The organism is Prauserella flavalba (genome assembly GCF_003202235.1).
GTDB classification, from domain to species: domain Bacteria; phylum Actinomycetota; class Actinomycetes; order Mycobacteriales; family Pseudonocardiaceae; genus Prauserella_A; species Prauserella_A flavalba.
In genome coordinates, this window is record NZ_MASU01000013.1 from 261,333 (window position 1) to 278,532 (window position 17,200).

12 protein-coding genes and 1 riboswitch are annotated in these 17,200 nt (G+C 73.3%); of the genes, 6 read left to right on the forward strand and 6 right to left on the reverse strand.

The window, feature by feature from the left end; translation table 11 throughout:
- Positions 1-29: 29 nt before the first annotated feature.
- On the forward strand, positions 30-413 hold the full coding sequence (locus BA062_RS28525; RefSeq protein ID WP_110342031.1) for a DUF7715 family protein: 384 nt from the start codon (positions 30-32) through the stop codon (positions 411-413).
- On the opposite strand, the gene BA062_RS28530 is transcribed toward BA062_RS28525, so the two are convergent.
- Together BA062_RS28530 and cobN are read right to left on the reverse strand one after the other, a co-directional pair.
- Positions 394-972 (reverse strand): pyridoxamine 5'-phosphate oxidase family protein, encoded by a 579-nt coding sequence (locus BA062_RS28530; RefSeq protein ID WP_110342033.1) that lies wholly within the window; start codon positions 970-972, stop codon positions 394-396. The two genes, BA062_RS28525 and BA062_RS28530, sit on opposite strands and share 20 nt — an antisense overlap.
- Before the next feature lie 3 nt (positions 973-975).
- The gene (cobN, locus tag BA062_RS28535; protein WP_110342035.1) at positions 976-4,539 is read right to left on the reverse strand and encodes a cobaltochelatase subunit CobN; all 3,564 of its coding nucleotides are present in this window, start codon (positions 4,537-4,539) and stop codon (positions 976-978) included.
- Positions 4,540-4,652: 113 nt separating this feature from the next.
- Here cobN and BA062_RS28540 point away from each other — a divergent pair, with 113 nt between their 5' ends.
- The 3 genes from BA062_RS28540 to BA062_RS28550 are packed head-to-tail and all read left to right on the forward strand — an operon-like array spanning position 4,653 to position 7,893.
- Positions 4,653-5,753 carry a precorrin-3B synthase gene (locus BA062_RS28540; RefSeq protein WP_110342037.1) on the forward strand — a complete coding sequence of 367 codons (1,101 nt, stop codon included), beginning with the start codon at positions 4,653-4,655 and terminating at the stop codon, positions 5,751-5,753.
- A complete protein-coding gene (locus BA062_RS28545; RefSeq protein ID WP_110342039.1) occupies positions 5,750-6,376 on the forward strand; it encodes a precorrin-8X methylmutase in 627 nt (208 codons plus the stop codon). The genes BA062_RS28540 and BA062_RS28545 overlap by 4 nt, the downstream gene beginning before the upstream one ends.
- On the forward strand, positions 6,373-7,893 hold the full coding sequence (locus BA062_RS28550; protein WP_110342041.1) for a precorrin-2 C(20)-methyltransferase: 1,521 nt from the start codon (positions 6,373-6,375) through the stop codon (positions 7,891-7,893). The genes BA062_RS28545 and BA062_RS28550 overlap by 4 nt, the downstream gene beginning before the upstream one ends.
- A 72-nt stretch (positions 7,894-7,965) precedes the next feature.
- Here BA062_RS28550 and BA062_RS28555 read toward each other — a convergent pair whose 3' ends face one another.
- Complete coding sequence (locus tag BA062_RS28555) at positions 7,966-11,148, reverse strand: arabinosyltransferase domain-containing protein (protein WP_110342043.1); 3,183 nt, start codon at positions 11,146-11,148, stop codon at positions 7,966-7,968.
- 95 nt (positions 11,149-11,243) lie between these two features.
- A complete protein-coding gene (locus BA062_RS28560; protein ID WP_110342044.1) occupies positions 11,244-12,017 on the reverse strand; it encodes a cobalt-precorrin-6A reductase in 774 nt (257 codons plus the stop codon).
- 10 nt (positions 12,018-12,027) lie between these two features.
- Between BA062_RS28560 and BA062_RS28565 the strand changes: the two genes are divergently transcribed.
- The gene (locus BA062_RS28565; protein WP_245960052.1) at positions 12,028-13,116 is read left to right on the forward strand and encodes a cobalt-precorrin-5B (C(1))-methyltransferase; all 1,089 of its coding nucleotides are present in this window, start codon (positions 12,028-12,030) and stop codon (positions 13,114-13,116) included.
- On the opposite strand, the gene cobM is transcribed toward BA062_RS28565, so the two are convergent.
- Both cobM and cbiE read right to left on the reverse strand, forming a co-directional pair.
- Positions 13,089-13,832, reverse strand: coding sequence for a precorrin-4 C(11)-methyltransferase (gene cobM / locus BA062_RS28570; protein ID WP_110342048.1), 744 nt, complete (start codon positions 13,830-13,832; stop codon positions 13,089-13,091). The two genes, BA062_RS28565 and cobM, sit on opposite strands and share 28 nt — an antisense overlap.
- Positions 13,829-15,022 carry a precorrin-6y C5,15-methyltransferase (decarboxylating) subunit CbiE gene (gene cbiE, locus BA062_RS28575; protein ID WP_110342050.1) on the reverse strand — a complete coding sequence of 398 codons (1,194 nt, stop codon included), beginning with the start codon at positions 15,020-15,022 and terminating at the stop codon, positions 13,829-13,831. The genes cobM and cbiE overlap by 4 nt, the downstream gene beginning before the upstream one ends.
- 53 nt (positions 15,023-15,075) lie before the next feature.
- A riboswitch (cobalamin riboswitch) is annotated at positions 15,076-15,136 on the forward strand.
- Between the two features lie 73 nt (positions 15,137-15,209).
- On the opposite strand from cbiE, the gene BA062_RS28580 reads away from it, so the two are divergent.
- Positions 15,210-17,165: a putative cobaltochelatase gene (locus tag BA062_RS28580; protein ID WP_110342052.1), complete on the forward strand. Its 1,956-nt coding sequence runs from the start codon at positions 15,210-15,212 to the stop codon at positions 17,163-17,165.
- Positions 17,166-17,200: the final 35 nt, after the last annotated feature.

Below are 17,200 nucleotides of genomic sequence, written 5' to 3' on the forward strand. Positions count from 1 at the left end.
CGGAGAAGCCAGGGGGGAAGGAGCCCGTGATGGTCAAGGTTCTGGTCGCGACGTCGCAGACCCAGGGTGTGCGTGCCAGCGACTACCACTGGTGTGTCGACGGCGAGCTGGTGTGGATCGCGCCGATCTGCGGTAAGGACTGGGAAGATCCGGACGGCGGTTGCGGGTGCGCGCGCGGTTTCGCCGGGCTCAACTCGCATCGCGCCACCACCACGGCGATGGTGCGCACGCTGGCGCTGGACCGCGACGACTACGTGGAGGCGATCCGGTCCAGTTTGGACTCCCAGGGCTACGACACGATGCTGTCGCCGGAGATCGCCGACGCGCTGCTGGAGCTGATCAGCGATCTGCCCGACGGCGCGGTGGTGGAGCATCGCGCCGAGTACGTGCAGGTCAGGGAGAGGGCGCCCTGACCTCGTCGGTGCTGTCGAGCGCCGGAAGACCGTCGATGCTCTGCGCGTTCTTCTCGGCCCAGTAGGCGGTGAGGTCGTCGTCGGTGCGCCGGGAATGCCTGCGCAGCAACAGATCCCGGTCGCCGGTGTGCTCCATAAGCGGGACGGAGAAGCCGCACGAATCGCTCACGCGCTCCACGGCCACGTCGATGATCGAGCGCGCGCCGTGTTCCTGCTCGGGCCGGAAATGCGAGAGCAGTCCCGGGTACTCCGGGCTGCCCTGCGGCACGACGCGGCCGTGGCCGTGCAGCCGCACGATGTTCGGCGGGCCGCTGAACGCGCAGAACATCAGCACGATGCGGCCGTTGTCGCGGAGGTGGGCGATGGTCTCGGCGCCGCTGCCGGTGTAGTCGAGGTAGGCCACCCGGTGCTCGCCGAGCACCGCGAACGTGCCTGCCATGCCCTTGGGTGACACGTTCACGTGGCCATCGACCGACGTCGGCGCCGTGCCCACGAAGAACACGGGCTGGGCGAGGATGAACTCGCGGAGCCTGCCGTCGATGGCCTCGTGCAGCTTCATCCGTCAGCTTCCTTCCAGATCCCCCTCGACACGGAGGTACACCTCACGCATCTTGTCCAGCAGCTCCGGATCGGGCTGCTCCCACAGTCCGCGGTCCGCGGCCTCGTTCAGGCGCTCGATGATCCCGCGCAGTGCCCACGGGTTCGCCTGCGCCAGGAACTCCTGGTTCTCCTTGTCGAGGACGTAGGACTCGGAGAGCTTCTCGTACATCCAGTCGTCGACCACGCCCGCGGTGGCGTCGAAGCCGAACAGGTAGTCGACGGTGGCGGCGAGCTCGAACGCGCCCTTGTAGCCGTGCCTGCGCATGGCCGCGAGCCAGCGCGGGTTCACCACGCGGGCGCGGAACACGCGCGCGGTCTCCTCGCCGAGCGAGCGTGTGCGCACGGCGTCCGGCGTGGTGCTGTCGCCGACGTACGACGCCGGCGCGGTGCCCGTGAGTGCGCGGACGGTGGCGATCATGCCGCCGTGGTACTGGAAGTAGTCGTCGGAGTCGGCGATGTCGTGCTCGCGGGTGTCGGTGTTCTTGGCCGCCACCACGATGCGCTTGTACGAGCTCTCCATGTCCTCACGGGCGGGTGCGCCGTCGAGGTCGCGGCCGTAGGCGTAGCCGCCCCAGACGGCGTAGACCTCGGCGAGGTCGGAGTCGTCGCGCCAGTTGCCGGAGTCCATCAGCGGCAGCAGGCCCGCGCCGTAGGTGCCGGGCTTGGAGCCGAAGATGCGCGTCGTGGCGCGGCGTTCGTCGCCGTGCGCGGCGAGGTCGGCCCGCACGTGCGCGCGCACGAAGTTCTGGTCCTCGGGTTCGTCGAGCCCGGCGACGAGCCGGACCGCGTCGTCGAGCAGGTCGATCACGTGCGGGAAGGCGTCGCGGAAGAAGCCGCTGATGCGCACGGTGACGTCGACGCGTGGCCTGCCCAGTTCGGCGAGCGGGATCGGCTCGATGCCGGTGACGCGGCGCGACGCCTCGTCCCACACCGGCTGCACGCCGAGCAGCGCGAGCACCTCGGCGGCGTCGTCGCCGGACGTGCGCATCGCCGACGTGCCCCACACCGACAGGCCCACCGAGCGTGGCCAGTCGCCGGTGTCCTCGCGGTAGCGGCGCAGCAGCGAGTCCGCGAGCGCCTGCCCGGTCTCCCACGCGAGCCTGCTGGGGATGGCCTTCGGGTCCACGGTGTAGAAGTTGCGCCCGGTCGGCAGCACGTTGACGAGCCCGCGCAGCGGCGACCCGCTGGGCCCGGCCGGGATGTAGCCGCCGTCGAGGGCGTGCAGCACCGCGTCGATCTCGCCGTCGGTGCCCGCGAGCCTCGGCACGATCTCGGTCGCGGCGAAGCGCAGCACCTCCGCGGCGGCCGGGGTCTCGGCGCACACGCCGTCCACGGCGTCGACCGCCCACGCGCGCTCCTCCATCGCCTCGACGAGCGCGCGGGCGGTCTGCTCCACGGCGTCCACTTCGGACATCGGCGCGTCCTCGGCGAGCCCGAGCGCGCTGCGCAGGCCGGGCACGGCGCCCTGCTTGCCGCCCCACATCTGCTGGGCCCGCAGCATCGCCAGCACGAGGTTCACGCGCGCCTCGCCCGTCGGCGCCTCGCCGAGGATGTGCAGGCCGTCGCGGATCTGCGCGTCCTTGACCTCGCACAGCCAGCCGTCGATGTGCAGCAGGAAGTCGTCGAACTCCGCGTCGTGCGGCCGTTCCTCGACGCCGAGGTCGTGGTCGAGCTTCGCGGCCTGGATGAGCGTCCAGATCTGCTGGCGGATTGCGGGCAGCTTCGCCGGGTCCATCGCCGCGATGTTGGCGTGCTCGTCGAGCAGCTGCTCCAGCCGCGCCATGTCGCCGTAGCTCTCGGCGCGCGCCATCGGCGGGATCAGGTGGTCGACGATCGTCGCGTGAGCGCGGCGCTTGGCCTGCGCGCCCTCGCCGGGGTCGTTGATGAGGAACGGGTAGATCAGCGGCAGGTTGCCCAGCACCGCGTCGGGAGCGCAGGACGCCGAGAGCCCCGCCGTCTTGCCCGGCAGCCATTCGAGCGAGCCGTGCTTGCCGAGATGCACCACCGCGTGTGCGCCGAACTCCTCCTCCAGCCAGCGGTAGGCGGCGAGGTAGTGGTGGCTCGGCGGCAGGTCCGGGTTGTGGTAGATCGCCACCGGGTTCTCGCCGAACCCGCGCGGCGGCTGGATCATCAGCAGCACGTTGCCCGCCTGCAGCGACGCGAGCACGATATCGCCGTCGTCGACGTACAGCTCGCCAGGCGGCGGGCCCCAGTGCTCGGTCATGTCCGCGCGCAGCTCCTTGGGCAGCGCGTCGAACCACTCGCGGTAGCGCGCGGCCGGCACGCGGATGGGGTTGCCCGAGAGCTGCTCCTCGGTGAGCCATTCGGGATCCTGGCCGCCCGCGGCGATCAGCGCGTGGATGAGCGCGTCGCCGTCGGGCTGGTCGGTGCCGGTGGGCACCACACCGGGGAACGCGTCCTCGCCGAGGTCGTAGCCCTGCTCCCGCATGCGGCGCAGTAGCTTCACCGCCGAGGCCGGGGTGTCCAGTCCCACGGCGTTGCCGACGCGCGAGTGCTTGGTCGGGTACGCCGAGAGCACCACGGCGATCCGGCGCCGCTCCGGCGGGGTGTGCCGCAGGCGCGCGTGGGCGAGCGCGATGCGGGCGACCCGCGACGCGCGCTCGGCGTCCGGCACGTAGCGCGGCAGGCCGTCGGCGTCGAGCTCCTTGAACGAGAACGGCACCGTGATGAGCCTGCCGTCGAACTCCGGCACGGCCATCTGGTTGCCAGCGTCCAGCGGGGACAGGCCCTCGTCGTTGGCCTCCCACGCCTCGCGGTCGCTGGTGAGGCACAGCGCCTGCAACGTCGGCACGTCGAGCGCGGCCAGCTCGGCCACGTCCCACGACTCGTCGTCGCCGCCCGCCCCGGCCTCCGCGGGGCGCGTCCCGCCCGCGGCGAGCACGGTCACCAGCAGCGCGTCCGCCTTGCGCAGCTCGGCCATCATCTCCGGCTCGCGCGAGCGCAGCGACGCGCAGTAGATCGGCAGCGCCCGGCCGCCCGCGGCCTCCACCTGTTCGGCGAGGGTCTCGACGAACGCCGTGTTCCCGGAGAGGTGGTGGGCCCGGTAGTACAGGATCGCCACGACCGGACCGTCCCCGCCGGGACGTTCCAGCACGCCCCAGGACGGCTGCTCGGCCGGCGGCTCGAAGCCCTCGCCCGAGAGCAGCAGCGTGTCGGAGAGAAAGCGGTGCAACTGCGTGAGGTTCGCGGGTCCGCCGTGGGCGAGGTAGGCGTGTGCCTCGGTCGCGATACCCGCGGGCGTCGTGGACAGCGACATCAGCTCGGCGTCGGGCGTCTGCTCACCGCCGAGCACCACCACGTGGGCGCCGCTCTCGCGCACGATGCGCAGCCCTTCGGCCCAGGTGCGCTCGGTCCCGAGGATGCGGACCACGACGATCGGCGCGCCCTCCATCAGCGCGGGCAGGTCGGCGAGGTCGAGCCGCGCGGGGTTGGCGAGCCGGTAGTCGGCGCCGCTCGCCCGGGCGCTCAGCAGGTCGGTGTCCGACGTGGACAGCAGCAAGATCACAGGTGGCCTCCTCGAATTCTCACCCTGGAGGGCGCGAGGTGGCGGCGTCAAGGTGATCTCGGGCGAGACACAGTGCACACCGATCACGCCTCGGCACCTTTTACAGTGGGTCGGTGCCCGCCCCGACGAGACTCCGCGCCGACGCCTGTCCCGGTGTCTTCGCGACGCACGACGCCGCCGACGGCACGCTCGCGCGGATCCGCCTCCCCGGCGGCGCGCTGAGCAGCGCGCAAGCGTTTGTTCTCGCCGCGGCCGCCGGGGAACTGGGCGACGGAACGGTGCACCTCACGTCGAGGGCGAACCTCCAGCTGCGGGCGGTGCGAGACGCGGACGAGCTGGTCAGGCGGCTGTCGGCGGCCGGGCTCCTGCCCGCGCCGAGCCACGAGCGCGTGCGCAACATCCTCGGCTCGCCGTTGTCCGGTTTGTCCGGCGGGCTCACCGATGTCCGGCCGCTCGTCACCGCGCTGGACCACGCGCTGTGCGCCGTTCCCGGGCTCGCTCACCTGCCCGGCCGGTTCCTGTTCGCGCTCGACGACGGCCGCGGCGACGTCGCGGGCGAGGGCGCCGACGTGTGCTGGCAGGCGCTGCCCGGCGGCGAGGGCGCGCTGCTGCTCGACGGTGCCGACACCGGCGTGCGGGTCCCCGTGGAGAAGGCGGTGCCGGTGCTGGTGGAGCTGGCGGAGATGTTCGCCCGCGTGCGCGGCTCCGCGTGGCGGGTGAAGGAGATCGATCCCGCTCCGCTGGTGGACGCCGCGCTGCGCCGCGGCAACCGGGAGCGTCCCGCCGCGCTGCCGCGCACCGGCCCTGCCCCGGTCGGCAGGCTCGCCGAGGACGTCGTCGTGGCCGCGCCGAGGTTCGGCGAACTGCCCGCCGGCATCCTCCGCTCGCTCGGTGACGTCGTGGTCACGCCGTGGCGCACGCTCGTGCTGTCGCGCACGCCCCAGGGCCTGGTCACCGACCCCGCGGATCCCGGCCTCGGCATCAGCGCGTGCGTCGGGCGGCCCGGCTGCGCCAAGTCCCGCGCCGACGTGCGGGCCGACGCCCTCGCGGTGCTGGAAACGGGCGTGCGCGCACACCTCGCCGGGTGTGAACGCCGCTGCGGCAAACCGCGCGGCGCCCACCTCGACGTCGTCGCCACCGGCGAGGGCTACCTCGTCGACGGAACACCGGTCTCCACTGCCCGGCTCGCGGAGGAACTGAAAGGACGCCAGTGATCGACTACATCCGGGACGGGGCGGAGATCTACCGCCACTCGTTCGCCACGATCCGCGACGAGGCGGATCTCGCGATCCTGCCCGACGACATCGCCGGCGTCGCCGTGCGGATGATCCACTCGTGCGGGATGGTCGATCTCGTCGACGACCTCGCCTACACGCTCGAGGTCGTCGAGGCGGGACGGGCCGCGCTGGAGGCTGGCGCGCCGATCCTGTGCGACGCGAACATGATCGCCAGCGGGGTCACGCGCAAACGGTTGCCCGCGAACAACGAGGTGCTGTGCACGCTCTCCGACGAGCGCGTGCCCGGCCTCGCCGAGCGCCTCGGCACCACTCGCTCGGCCGCCGCGCTGGAGCTGTGGCGCGACCGGCTGCCCGGTTCCGTCGTGGCGATCGGCAACGCCCCCACGGCGTTGTTCCGCCTGCTGGAGCTGCTGGAGGAGGGCGTCGGGGCCCCGGCCGCGATCATCGGCGTGCCCGTGGGCTTCGTCGGCGCCGTCGAGTCGAAGGAGCTGCTGATCGAACGCGCGCCCGCGCCGTACCTGGTGGTGCGCGGCCGTCGCGGCGGCAGCGCGCTCGCCGTCGGCGCCGTCAACGCGATCGCCTCGAAGGAGGAGGTGTGAGCACCGGCGTGCTGTACGGCGTCGGGCTCGGCCCCGGCGACCCCGAGCTGCTGACCGTCCGCGCCGCGCGGCTCATCGGTGAGGCCGACGTGATCGCCTACCACTGCGCCCGCCACGGCCGCAGCATCGCGCGTTCGGTGGCCGAGCCGTACCTGCGCGAGGGTCAGGTCGAAGAGAAGCTCATGTACCCGGTGACCACGGAGACCACCAGCCACCCCGGCGGCTACGAGGGCGCGATCGCCGAGTTCTACGAGCTGTCCGCGAAGCGGCTCGCCGAGCACCTCGACGCCGGGCGCAGCGTGGTGGTGCTGTGCGAGGGGGACCCGTTCTTCTACGGCTCCTACATGTACATGCACGAGCGGCTCGCCGACCGCTACGAGGCACAAGTGGTGCCCGGGGTGACGTCGGTGAGCGCGGCCTCGGCCGTGCTGGGCAGGCCGCTCGTGCAGCGCGACGAGGTGCTCACGCTGCTGCCGGGCACGCTGCCGGCGCCGGAGCTGGCGCGCAGGCTTGCCGACACCGAATCGGCGGCGGTGCTCAAGCTCGGCCGCACCTTCGGCTCCGTGCGCGACGCGCTGGCCGAGTCGGGCAGGCTCGACGACGCGTTCTACGTCGAGCGCGCGACGTGGCAGGCGCAGCGCGTGGAGCCGTTCGCCGAGGTCGACCCGGAGACGGTGCCGTACTTCTCGCTCGCCGTGGTGCCGAGCCCGGCGTACGCCTCCCGCAAGTCGGGCGAGCCCGAGCCGGAGGCCCCCGCCCGCACGGGCAAGGGCGGGGGAGAGGTCGTGGTGGTGGGCCTCGGGCCCGCGGGCCCGGAGTGGCTCACGCCGGAGGCCGAGCAGGCGCTGGCCGAGGTCGAACACCTCGTCGGCTACGGCCCGTACCTGGCGAAGGTGCCACAGCACGAGGGCCAGCGCCGGCACGCGTCCGGCAACCGCGTGGAGGCCGAGCGGGCCGTCGAGGCGCTGGAGCTGGCCTCCGGTGGCGCGCGGGTCGCCGTCGTCTCCTCCGGTGATCCCGGGGTGTTCGCGATGGCCTCCGCGGTGCTGGAACAAGCCGAGCGGCCGGAGTGGGCGGGTGTGTCGGTGCGGGTGCTGCCCGGGCTGACGGCGGCGCAGGCCGCCGCGTCCCGCGTGGGCGCCCCGCTCGGGCACGACTATTGCGTGCTGTCGCTGTCCGACCGGCTCAAGCCGTGGGAGGTCATCGAGCGCAGGCTCGACGCGGCCGGTTCGGCTGACCTCGTCGTGGCGATCTACAACCCAGCCTCCCGCAGCCGCACGACCCAGCTCGGGGCGGCGAGGGACGTGCTGCTGCGGCACCGCGCGCCCGAGACGCCCGTGGTGATCGCGCGCGACGTCGGCGGCCCCGAGGAGTCCGTGCGCGTTGACACCCTCGGCGGGTTCGACCCGGCGACCGTGGACATGCGCTGCCTGCTCATCGTCGGCTCGTCCCGCACGAGGGTCCGTGAACAACCCGGCGGAGCCCCCATCGTCTGGACGCCCCGCAGCTACGCCTGAACGTCCCCCAAGGCCACCTTTGTTGCGTTGAACGCAACAAAGGTGGCCTTGGGGGCCGGTAGCACAGCCGGGTCAGCGGGTCGGCTGGTTGCCGTCGGGCTGTTGCGGGCCGGGGCCGGGGGACCACCAGCCGGGGCGGACCTCCTCACCGCGGATGATCGTCGGCGCCCTGCCCTGCGAGTACGGCTCCACCTGCTCCAGCGTGCCCCACTCCTGGCCCTCTGCGCCGAGCAGGAAGCTGGGTACCTCGGGCTGCTCCGCCAGCTCGTCGAGGATGCCGTTGGGGCCGCCGGCCTTGCTCTCCGCCCATTCGCCCTCGGTGGCCAGCGAGGCCGCGGTCAGGTGGTAGGCGGGCACGTCCATGATGCCGTCGCGCACCTTCACCGGGTTCAGGCACGGGAACACGAACGACGTCGGCCAGTCCATGTACACGGGCTGGTTGCCGACGCGGTCGGTGAGCGTCGTGAACGTCGGCACGCGGGGTGCGGTGACGGCGACCCAACCGTCCTCGGTGAGGTCGTCGTCGGTGGCCGCGACGCGCACCGTCCTGGCGTTCTCGGGCACCTGGTCGAGGTCGATGCGCACGTCGATCCAGTCGCCGGTCCCGGCGCCCGGCTCCAGCGCCGCCTTGCGGTCCACCACCTTGATGCCGTCGGGCGACTGTTCGCCGAACTGCACCTCGACGCCGGTGGCCTTGCCCGGCGGCGAGAACACCGCCAGCACGACCTGGCCGCCCTCCGGCCGGTTGCGCAGGTCGTACCAGTCGGTGCGCAGCCGTCCGGTGGGGTTCGCGGTCTCGTTGTAGCTGCTCCACATCGCCACGGTGCTCGGCGTGAAGCCGTGCGGCGGCTCGGCGAGCGGGTCGCCGGTGAGCAACGGCTGCGCGTGGAATCCGGCCTGCGTCGGCCCGTTGCCCTCGTCGGCCTGTGGCAGCCCGCCCGGCGTGGTGGTCTTCTCGTCCTCGGCGGTGCGCTGCATTCCGGCGGGCAACGGGGTGAGCATGCTCGACACCGGGTCCCGCTCCACCATCACGTGGTCGCCGAGGCCGCAGTTCGGCCCGAAGAGCTGCTCGATGTTGGCGGCGCCGAGGCTGTAGGTGTCGCGCTGTTTGTGGATGGCCTTGGCCATGCTGCCGAACTCGGCGACGGCGACGAGGCCGCACACCACCACGAACGCGAGCGAACCCCGCCACAGCGCGAGGCCCCTGCGTTCCGGCTGCGGCGGAGGCAGGCCGGGGCGTTGTGCACGGATGTTCTCGATGAACGCGATCACCGCGAACACGGCGGCGGCCAGCAGGAGCACAGTGGACAGTCGTATGCCGAACAGCTGTGGCGGCATGTTCCACCACGGCACGCCCATGCGCGACACGTACCAGTACGCGTTGGGGCCGGTGATGGCGAGCGCGGCGACCACGAGCAGTCCCGAGACGAACGCGGCGCGGTTGCGTTTGGACCGCAGCACCGACGAGCTCGTCGCGAGCGCCGTCAACGCCGCCATGGCCGCACCGACGGCGGCGAACGCGCCGAAGTGGTGGGTCCACTTCGTCGGCGTCAGCGCCATCATCAGGAAGAACAGGGCGACCGTGCCGATGAGCCTCCGGCTCGGCCCGAGCGCCGCACCCGGGATGCGGCCGCGGCGCAGCAGCACCACGAGACACGTCCCGACGCACAGCAGGAGCAGCAGCACGGGGAACCGCCGCGACGCCGAGCCGTCGACGGTGGAGCTGAACAGCTGCTGATAGCGGATCAGCTCCTGGAACCACGACAGGCTCGGGCCGACCTCGTTGCGGATGCGCGTCGCCTCGGCGACCGTCGCGTACGTCTGGTCGGCGAACACCACCAGCAGCACCAGCACGCCCGAGGCGACGATCGGCGCCAGCACGTGGGTCCAGCCCGCCTCGCGCGCACGCTGGCGCAGCAGCTGGAACAGCGGCCGGGCGGCCACGAGGAACGGGGCGACGGCGATGAGTCCGGTCGGCGTCGCGGCGAGCGTGAACGCGGCGGCCAGCAGGCCGAGGCACACCGGCAGGAGCCTGCGCGTCACGAGCGCGCGCTCCACCGCGCACAGCGCGAGCAGCGAACCGACGGCGGCGACCGGCTCGGGGCGGGTGCCGTTGTTGTAGGGCATCCACCAGACGAGGAACACCACGGCGGCGGCCCAGCCCGCGGCACGGCTGGAGCGGACGGCCTTGCCGAGGCGCGGCATGACCTCCCTGCTGATCAGCATCCAGCTCAGCACGCCGAGCAGGAACGACGGCAGGCGGATCCACGGCGCGACCACGCTGACGTGCGCCATCGCCTGGTAGACGTGGTAGAACCAGCCGAACGGGGCCTCGGCGACGCCGAACCAGCGGTGATAGTTGGCGAGGAATCCCGCGTCCTCGGTGACCCTCGCCATCGACAGGATGTAGCCGTCGTCCGACGTCACGGGTCCGATGAAGACCCACGCGCCGAGCGCGCCGATCACCGTGAGGTCGCGCCCGGTCAGCCGCCACCAGCCCACGGGCGCCCAGCGCGGGGCGCGTCTGGCGTAGCCGCGGTCGAGGCGGTTCACCGCGAACAGGCAGCCGATCATGGCGAGCACGCCGAGCACACACACGAAGAGCTTCAGCGTGGTCGGCGACGACTGGTAGCGCGTGTCCGGGGTGATCGTGACGCCGAGGCCGTCGATCGGATCCTGACCGTTCTCGATCGTCGTGTAGATGCCGATGACGCGGGGGCGGACGTCGCCGTCCTGCTGGTAGACCGGCGTGCCGCCCACCGACAGCGACGTGCCGTGGGCGTTGGAATGGAACAGGACGTCACAGCCGGAGGGCGGCAGGGGCTGGCGCACCACCTGCTCGCCGCGGTTGTAGGCGACCAGCAGCCCGTCGTCGACCCGCAGCTGCATGCCGGCGCCGTTGCCGAGGCGCGCGGCGGGCACGGTCGACATCAGCAGCGCGTCACCGGCGGTGCGCCCGTCGACGGACTGCACCGTGGGGCACGGGATCTCCATCCGCAGGTCCTGCGCCCAGTACCCCGCGAGCGGAGCGTTCACCTGCGTGGTGTCGCCGTCGGTGGGCCATTCGATGCGCGCGGTGTCCTGCACGACGGGCAGGAACGGGAACGCGAACGCGCACGCGGCGGCCACGAGACCCAGGAACAGCGCGAGTCTGCGCCACATCCGCGTCCGGTCCCGCGCGCTCGCGGCGGTGTCGGCAGGGGCTTCCGGCTCCCTGTCGGGATCTTGGGTGCGAACATCGGTGGCGGGCCGCATTGCACGTCACGCTAGCGGGAAGCGGAGAGTCGGCGCCCCCGGGGCTGGCCGAGTGTTGCCTCCCGAGCCGGATCGCCGCGCAGTGAAGGTGGCCTTCACTGCGTGAGCCCGCCGATCACCCGTCCGAGTGTCCACTCCAGAGCGGTGCCGACGTCGGCGACGGTCGGTACCGGTGGCCGGGGCGGTCTGCGCACCACCACGACGGGTACGCGCAGTCGCCGCGCGGCCACGAGTTTCGCCTCGGTCATGGAGCCTCCGCTGTCCTTCGTGACGAGTACGTCGATCCGGTGGGTGCGCATCAGCTCGGTCTCCTCCTCGACGCGGTAGGGCCCTCGGCTGAGCAGCACCTCCAGCCTGGGCGGAAGCGGCGGTTCGGGCGGATCGACGCAGCGGGCGAGGAACCACAGGCCGGTCAGGTCCGCGAACGCGGTGAGCCCCTGCCGCCCGCTCGTGAGGAACACGCGCGTGCCGAGGCGGGGCAGCAACTCCGCCGCGTCGCCGAGCGTGTCCGCCCAGTGCCAGTCGTCCCCAGGCGAGGGTTCCCAGCCCGGGCGTTGCAGCCGCAGCAGCGGAACGCCCGCTCGCGCCGCACCGGTGGCCGCGGAGGTGCCGATCCGCTCCGCGAACGGGTGCGTCGCGTCGACGACGGCCTCGATGCCGTGCTCGGTGAGCCACGCCGCGAGCCCGTCCGGACCGCCGAACCCGCCGATGCGCACCTCGCCTTCTGGCAGCCGGGGCCGCGCGACCCGGCCCGCGAGCGACGAGACGACGGGCACGTCACGCGCCACGAGACCGGCCGCGAGCGCCCGCGCCTCGGAGGTGCCGCCGAGGACCAACACGCGCGGGGCGATACTGCCCTTGTTTCCCATGGAGTAGATGGTGACTGAACTTCGTTACGGCTGGACCACGGGCGCCTGCGCCACCGCCGCCACCACGGCAGCGTGCACGGCGCTGCTGACCGGTGAGTTCCCCGACCCGGTCGAGGTGCTGCTGCCCAAGGGAAAACGACCGAGCTTCGCGCTCGCCACCGAGGAACTGGGCGACGGGTTCGCCAGCGCGGGCGTCATCAAGGACGCCGGGGACGATCCGGACGTCACGCACGGTGCCTTGATCGTCTCCACCGTGCGGGCGGGCGAGCCGGGCACCGGCGTGACCTTCCGGGCCGGTCCCGGGGTCGGCACGGTGACCCTGCCCGGGTTGCCGCTGCCCGTCGGCGAGCCCGCGATCAACCCGGTGCCCAGAAGGCTGATGACCGAGGCGGTCGAGCGCGTGTGTTCCGCACACGGCGGCACCGGCGACGTCGTCGTGGAGATCTCCATCCCGCACGGCGAGGAACTGGCCCGCCACACGTGGAACCCGCGCCTCGGCATCCTCGGCGGGCTCTCGGTCCTGGGCACCACGGGCGTCGTGGTGCCGTACTCGTGCTCGGCGTGGATCGACAGCATCCGGCGCGGCGTCGACGTCGCGAGGGCACTAGGGCACCGGCACGTCGCCGGTGCGGTCGGCAGCACGTCCGAGCGCGTGGTCATGCAGCTGTACGGCCTGCCGGAGACGGCGCTGCTCGACATGGGCGACTTCGCCGGGGCGGTGCTGAAGTATCTGCGCGCGCACCCGGTGCCCCGGCTGACGATCGCGGGCGGGTTCGCGAAGCTCTCCAAGCTCGCCGCCGGCTACCTCGACCTGCACTCCAAGCGGTCACAGGTCGACCTCGGGCTGCTCGCCGAACTGGCCGAGGGCGCGGGGCACCCGGCGCTGCGCGGACCGATCGAGGAGGCCAACACCGCGCTGCACGCGCTGGAGCTGGCGCAGGCCGAGGGGCTCGCACTCGGTGAGCTGGTCGCGGAGCGAGCCCGCGCGGTCGCGGCGGACGTCCTCGGCGCCGCGCCCGTCGACGTCGACATCGTGGCGATCGACCGGGCCGGGACGATCGTCGGCAGGGCCTACCCCCGCGGTCGCCCCGCCGAGTAGAGGAAGCTGTCCGGGAAGCTCTCCGCGGCGAGCACCTTGCCGACGAAGATCATGGCCGCGCGGGTGATCCCGGCGTCGCGCACCTGCTGCGCGATGTCGCCGAGCGTGCCGCGCAGCACCCGCTCGCCGTCCTGGCTCGCCTGTGCGACCACGGCGGCTGGGCAGTCCTCGCCGTAGTTCGGCAGCAGTTCCTCCACCACCTGCTCGATGCGGTTGACCGCGAGGTGCAGGGCCAGCGTCGCACCGCTCGCACCGAGCGTGGCGAGGTCCTCGCCGTCGGGCATCGACGTCGAGCGCGCCTGCGCGCGCGTGATGATCAGGCTCTGCCCGACCGTCGGCACCGTCAGCTCCCGGCCCAGCACCGCCGCCGCGGCGGCGAACGCGGGCACCCCAGGCGTCACGTCGTAGGGCACCCCGGCGACGTCGAGCCGCCGCATCTGCTCGGCGACCGCGCTGTAGACGGCGGGATCGCCGGAGCACAGGCGCGCGATGTCGTGACCCTGCTCGTGGGCGGCCACCAGCTCGGCGACGATCTCGTCGAGCGTCAGGTTCGCGGTGTCCACCAGGCGCGCGCCGGGCCGGCAATGCGCGAGCAGGTCGGTCGGCGTGAGGCTGCCGGGGTAGAGGCACAGGCCGCAGCGCCCGAGCAGCTGCTGCCCGCGCACGGTGATGAGGTCGGCGGCACCCGGCCCGGCGCCGATGAAGTGCACTGTCACTGCTTGGTCACGCTCCACTGGGTCACGGTCCTTGCCGGCGTCCAGCCGGTGAAGCCGCCGAGCGGTGCCGCGTGCTCGACGGACAGTCTGGTCAGCTCCCCGCCGTGCGCGGCGTAGGCGCGCGCGAGGGCCTGCTCGGCGTCGAGGGTCACGCCGTTGGCGACAAGCCTGCCGCCCGCCCGCAGCGCCGCCCAGCACGTCTCCAGCACGCCCGGCGCGCTGACGCCGCCGCCGACGAACACGGCGTCGGGCGGCTCGAGTCCGTGCAGCGCCTCGGGTGCCCGGCCGGGCACCACCCGCACGTCGGGCACCCCGAGCCTGCGGGCGTTGCGCCCGATCCGCTCGGCCCGCTCGGCGTGGGATTCGACCGCGAGTACCCGGTTCGCCGGGTGCGCCCGCGCCCATTCGATCGCGATGCTGCCCGCGCCCGCGCCGACGTCCCACAGCAGCTCACCGGGCGCGGGAGCCAGGCGGGCGAGGCTGCTCGCGCGCACGTCGCGCTTGGTGAGCTGGCCGTCGTGCTCGAACGCGTCGTCGGGCAGGCCCGCCAGCAGAGGAAGCGCCCTGGGTCCGGAACCCTCGATCGCGAGCACGTTCAGCGGCGCGACCTCGGGATAGGGCCAATCACGAGCCGTGCCGCCGAGGCGTCGCTCCGCGGGCCCGCCCAGCTCCTCCAGCACCGTGAGCGTGCTCGCGCCGAATCCGGCATCGGTGAGCAGCGCCGCGACCACGCCGGGGGTCGAGCCGTCCGAGCTGAGCACGAGCACCCGCCGTCCCGGTCCGACGGCGCGCAGCACGCGGTGTGCGTCGCGGCCCACCGCGCTCACGACCTCGGTCTCCTCCGCGGACCAGCCGAGCCGCGCGCGGGCGAGCGTGACCGACGACACGGAGGGCACCACGCGCACGCGGTCGGCGCCGAGCCTGCGCACGAGGGTGGTGCCGATGCCCGACAGCAGGGGATCGCCGCTGGCCAGCACGCATATGCGGCGGCCTGCGTGCTCGGCGAGCAGCCCGTCCAGCGCGGGCAGCAGCGGGCTCGGCCACGCCACCTTCGCGGCGGGCCCGTCGGGCACCAGCTCGAGGTGGCGCCGGCCGCCGAAGAGCACGTCACAGAGCTCGATCTCGGCCCTGGCCGGGTCGGTGAGCCCGGCCCAGCCGTCCGCCCCGATCCCGACGACGACGATTGTCACAAAAGGGCACCGTAGCCGAGAGGTGTGCGATGATCGGGCCCGCGGTCGTTCGTGGAACCCGGTGCGAATCCGGGACGGTCCCGCCACTGTGACTGGTCGAGCTGGCCAGGAGTCAGAGCTTCGGCGGCCGCCTTCGGTTGCTGACGAGACGTGGGCGAGGACACCCACCCGTAGCGAAGGAGCTTCGATGCGGCCCTATCCCTTCACGGCGATCGTCGGCATGGCGGAGCTCCGGCTCGCGCTCGTGCTGTCGGCGATCTCACCCGCGATCGGCGGCGTGCTGGTGCGCGGGGAGAAGGGCACCGCGAAGTCGACGATGGTGCGTGCGCTCGCGGGCCTGTTGCCCGGCGTGGACGTGGTGGAGGGCTGCCGGTTCTCCTGCGACCCCGCCGCCCCGGATCCGGCGTGCCCCGACGGGCCGCACGCCGCCGACGTGGCCGCCCATCGCCGTCCCGCACGGCTCGTGGAGCTGCCGGTCGGCGCGGCGGAGGACCGCGTGGTGGGCTCGCTCGACCTGGAGCGCGCGCTGAGCGAGGGCGTCACCGACTACCAGCCCGGCCTGCTCGCCGGGGCGCACCGGGGCCTGCTCTACGTCGACGAGGTCAACCTCCTGCACGACCATCTCGTGGACACCCTGCTCGACGCCGCCGCGATGGGCCGCGTGACCGTGGAGCGCGAGGGCGTGTCGGTGTCGCACGCGGCCCGGTTCGTGCTGATCGGCACCATGAACCCCGAGGAGGGCGAGCTGCGGCCGCAGCTGCTCGACCGGTTCGGCCTGACCGTGGAGGTCGCCTCCAGCCGCGACGCCGCCCAGCGGGTCGAGGTGGTGCGACGGCGGCTGGCCTACGAGGCGGCTCCCGACGACTTCGCGGAGGGCTACGCCGACGCCGAGGCGGCGCTGGCCGCCGACATCGCGGCGGCGCAGCGGCTCGTGCCCTCGGTGACCCTGTCGGACGACGCGCTGTTGCAGATCGCCGAGGTGTGCGCCGCGTTCGAGGTCGACGGCATGCGCGCCGACATCGTCACCGCGCGCACGGCCGCCGCGCACGCCGCGTGGTGCGGCCGCGACACGGTGACCACGGAGGACATTCGCGTCGCCGCCCGGCTCGCGTTGCCGCACCGGCGCAGGCGCAACCCGTTCGACGCGCCCGGCATCGACGAGGAGCAGCTGGAGCAGGCGTTGCGCGACGCGGAGCCGCCCGAGCAGGGTCCGCCGGACGACGAGGGTCCCGACGACGACGGTCCTGGACCCGGTTCGGGCGGTGAGCCGGAGCCTTCCGACGCGGACGGGCAGCCCGCCAATGGGCAGGGCGGCTCGGCGGGGGAGCGTCAGGTGGGCGCCGGAAGCCCTTACCGCGCAAGGCTGTTCACCGTCGACGGCACCGGATCCGGCGCGCACGGCCGCCGGTCGCGGGCCGTCACCGACAGCGGTCGCACGGTCGGCGTGCGGCCCGCGGGGGTGCGGGACGGCGGTGCGCACCTGCTCGCCACGGTCCGCGCCGCGGCGCCGCACCAGCGTTCCCGGGGCCGTTCGGGTCCTGGGCTGGTGGTGCGCCCGCACGACGTGCGCTACGCCCTGCGCGAGGGCAAGGAGGGCAACCTCGTGCTGTTCTGCGTCGACGCGTCCGGGTCGATGGGCGCGCGTTCGCGCATGCGTGAGGTGAAGTCGGCGGTGCTGTCGCTGCTGCTCGACGCCTACCAGCGGCGCGACAAGGTGGGGCTCGTGACCTTCCGCGCCGCGCAGGCCGAGGTCGCGTTGCCGCCCACGATCAGCGTGGACGCCGCGGCGTCCCGGCTCCAGGCGCTGCCCACCGGGGGCCGGACCCCGCTCGCGGAGGGCCTGCTGCGTGCGGCGGAGGTGCTGCGCGTCGAGTCGCTGCGGGACCCCCGTAGGCGACCGCTGCTGGTCGTCGTCACCGACGGCAGGGCGACGAGCGGACCCGACGCGGTCGCCCGCGCGCACACGGCCGCGGGCCTGCTCGCGGGCACGGGCGTGACGAGCGTGGTGCTCGACTGCGAGACCGGCCGCATGCGGCTCGGCCTCGGCGCCGAGCTGGCGGCCCATCTCGGCGGTGAGCACGTCGCACTGGGCGACGTGGCGGCCGAGACGTTGACGCGCGAGGTGAAACGGAGGGCGGCCTGAATGACCGTTGCGAAGCCCTCGTCAGGACGCCCGAC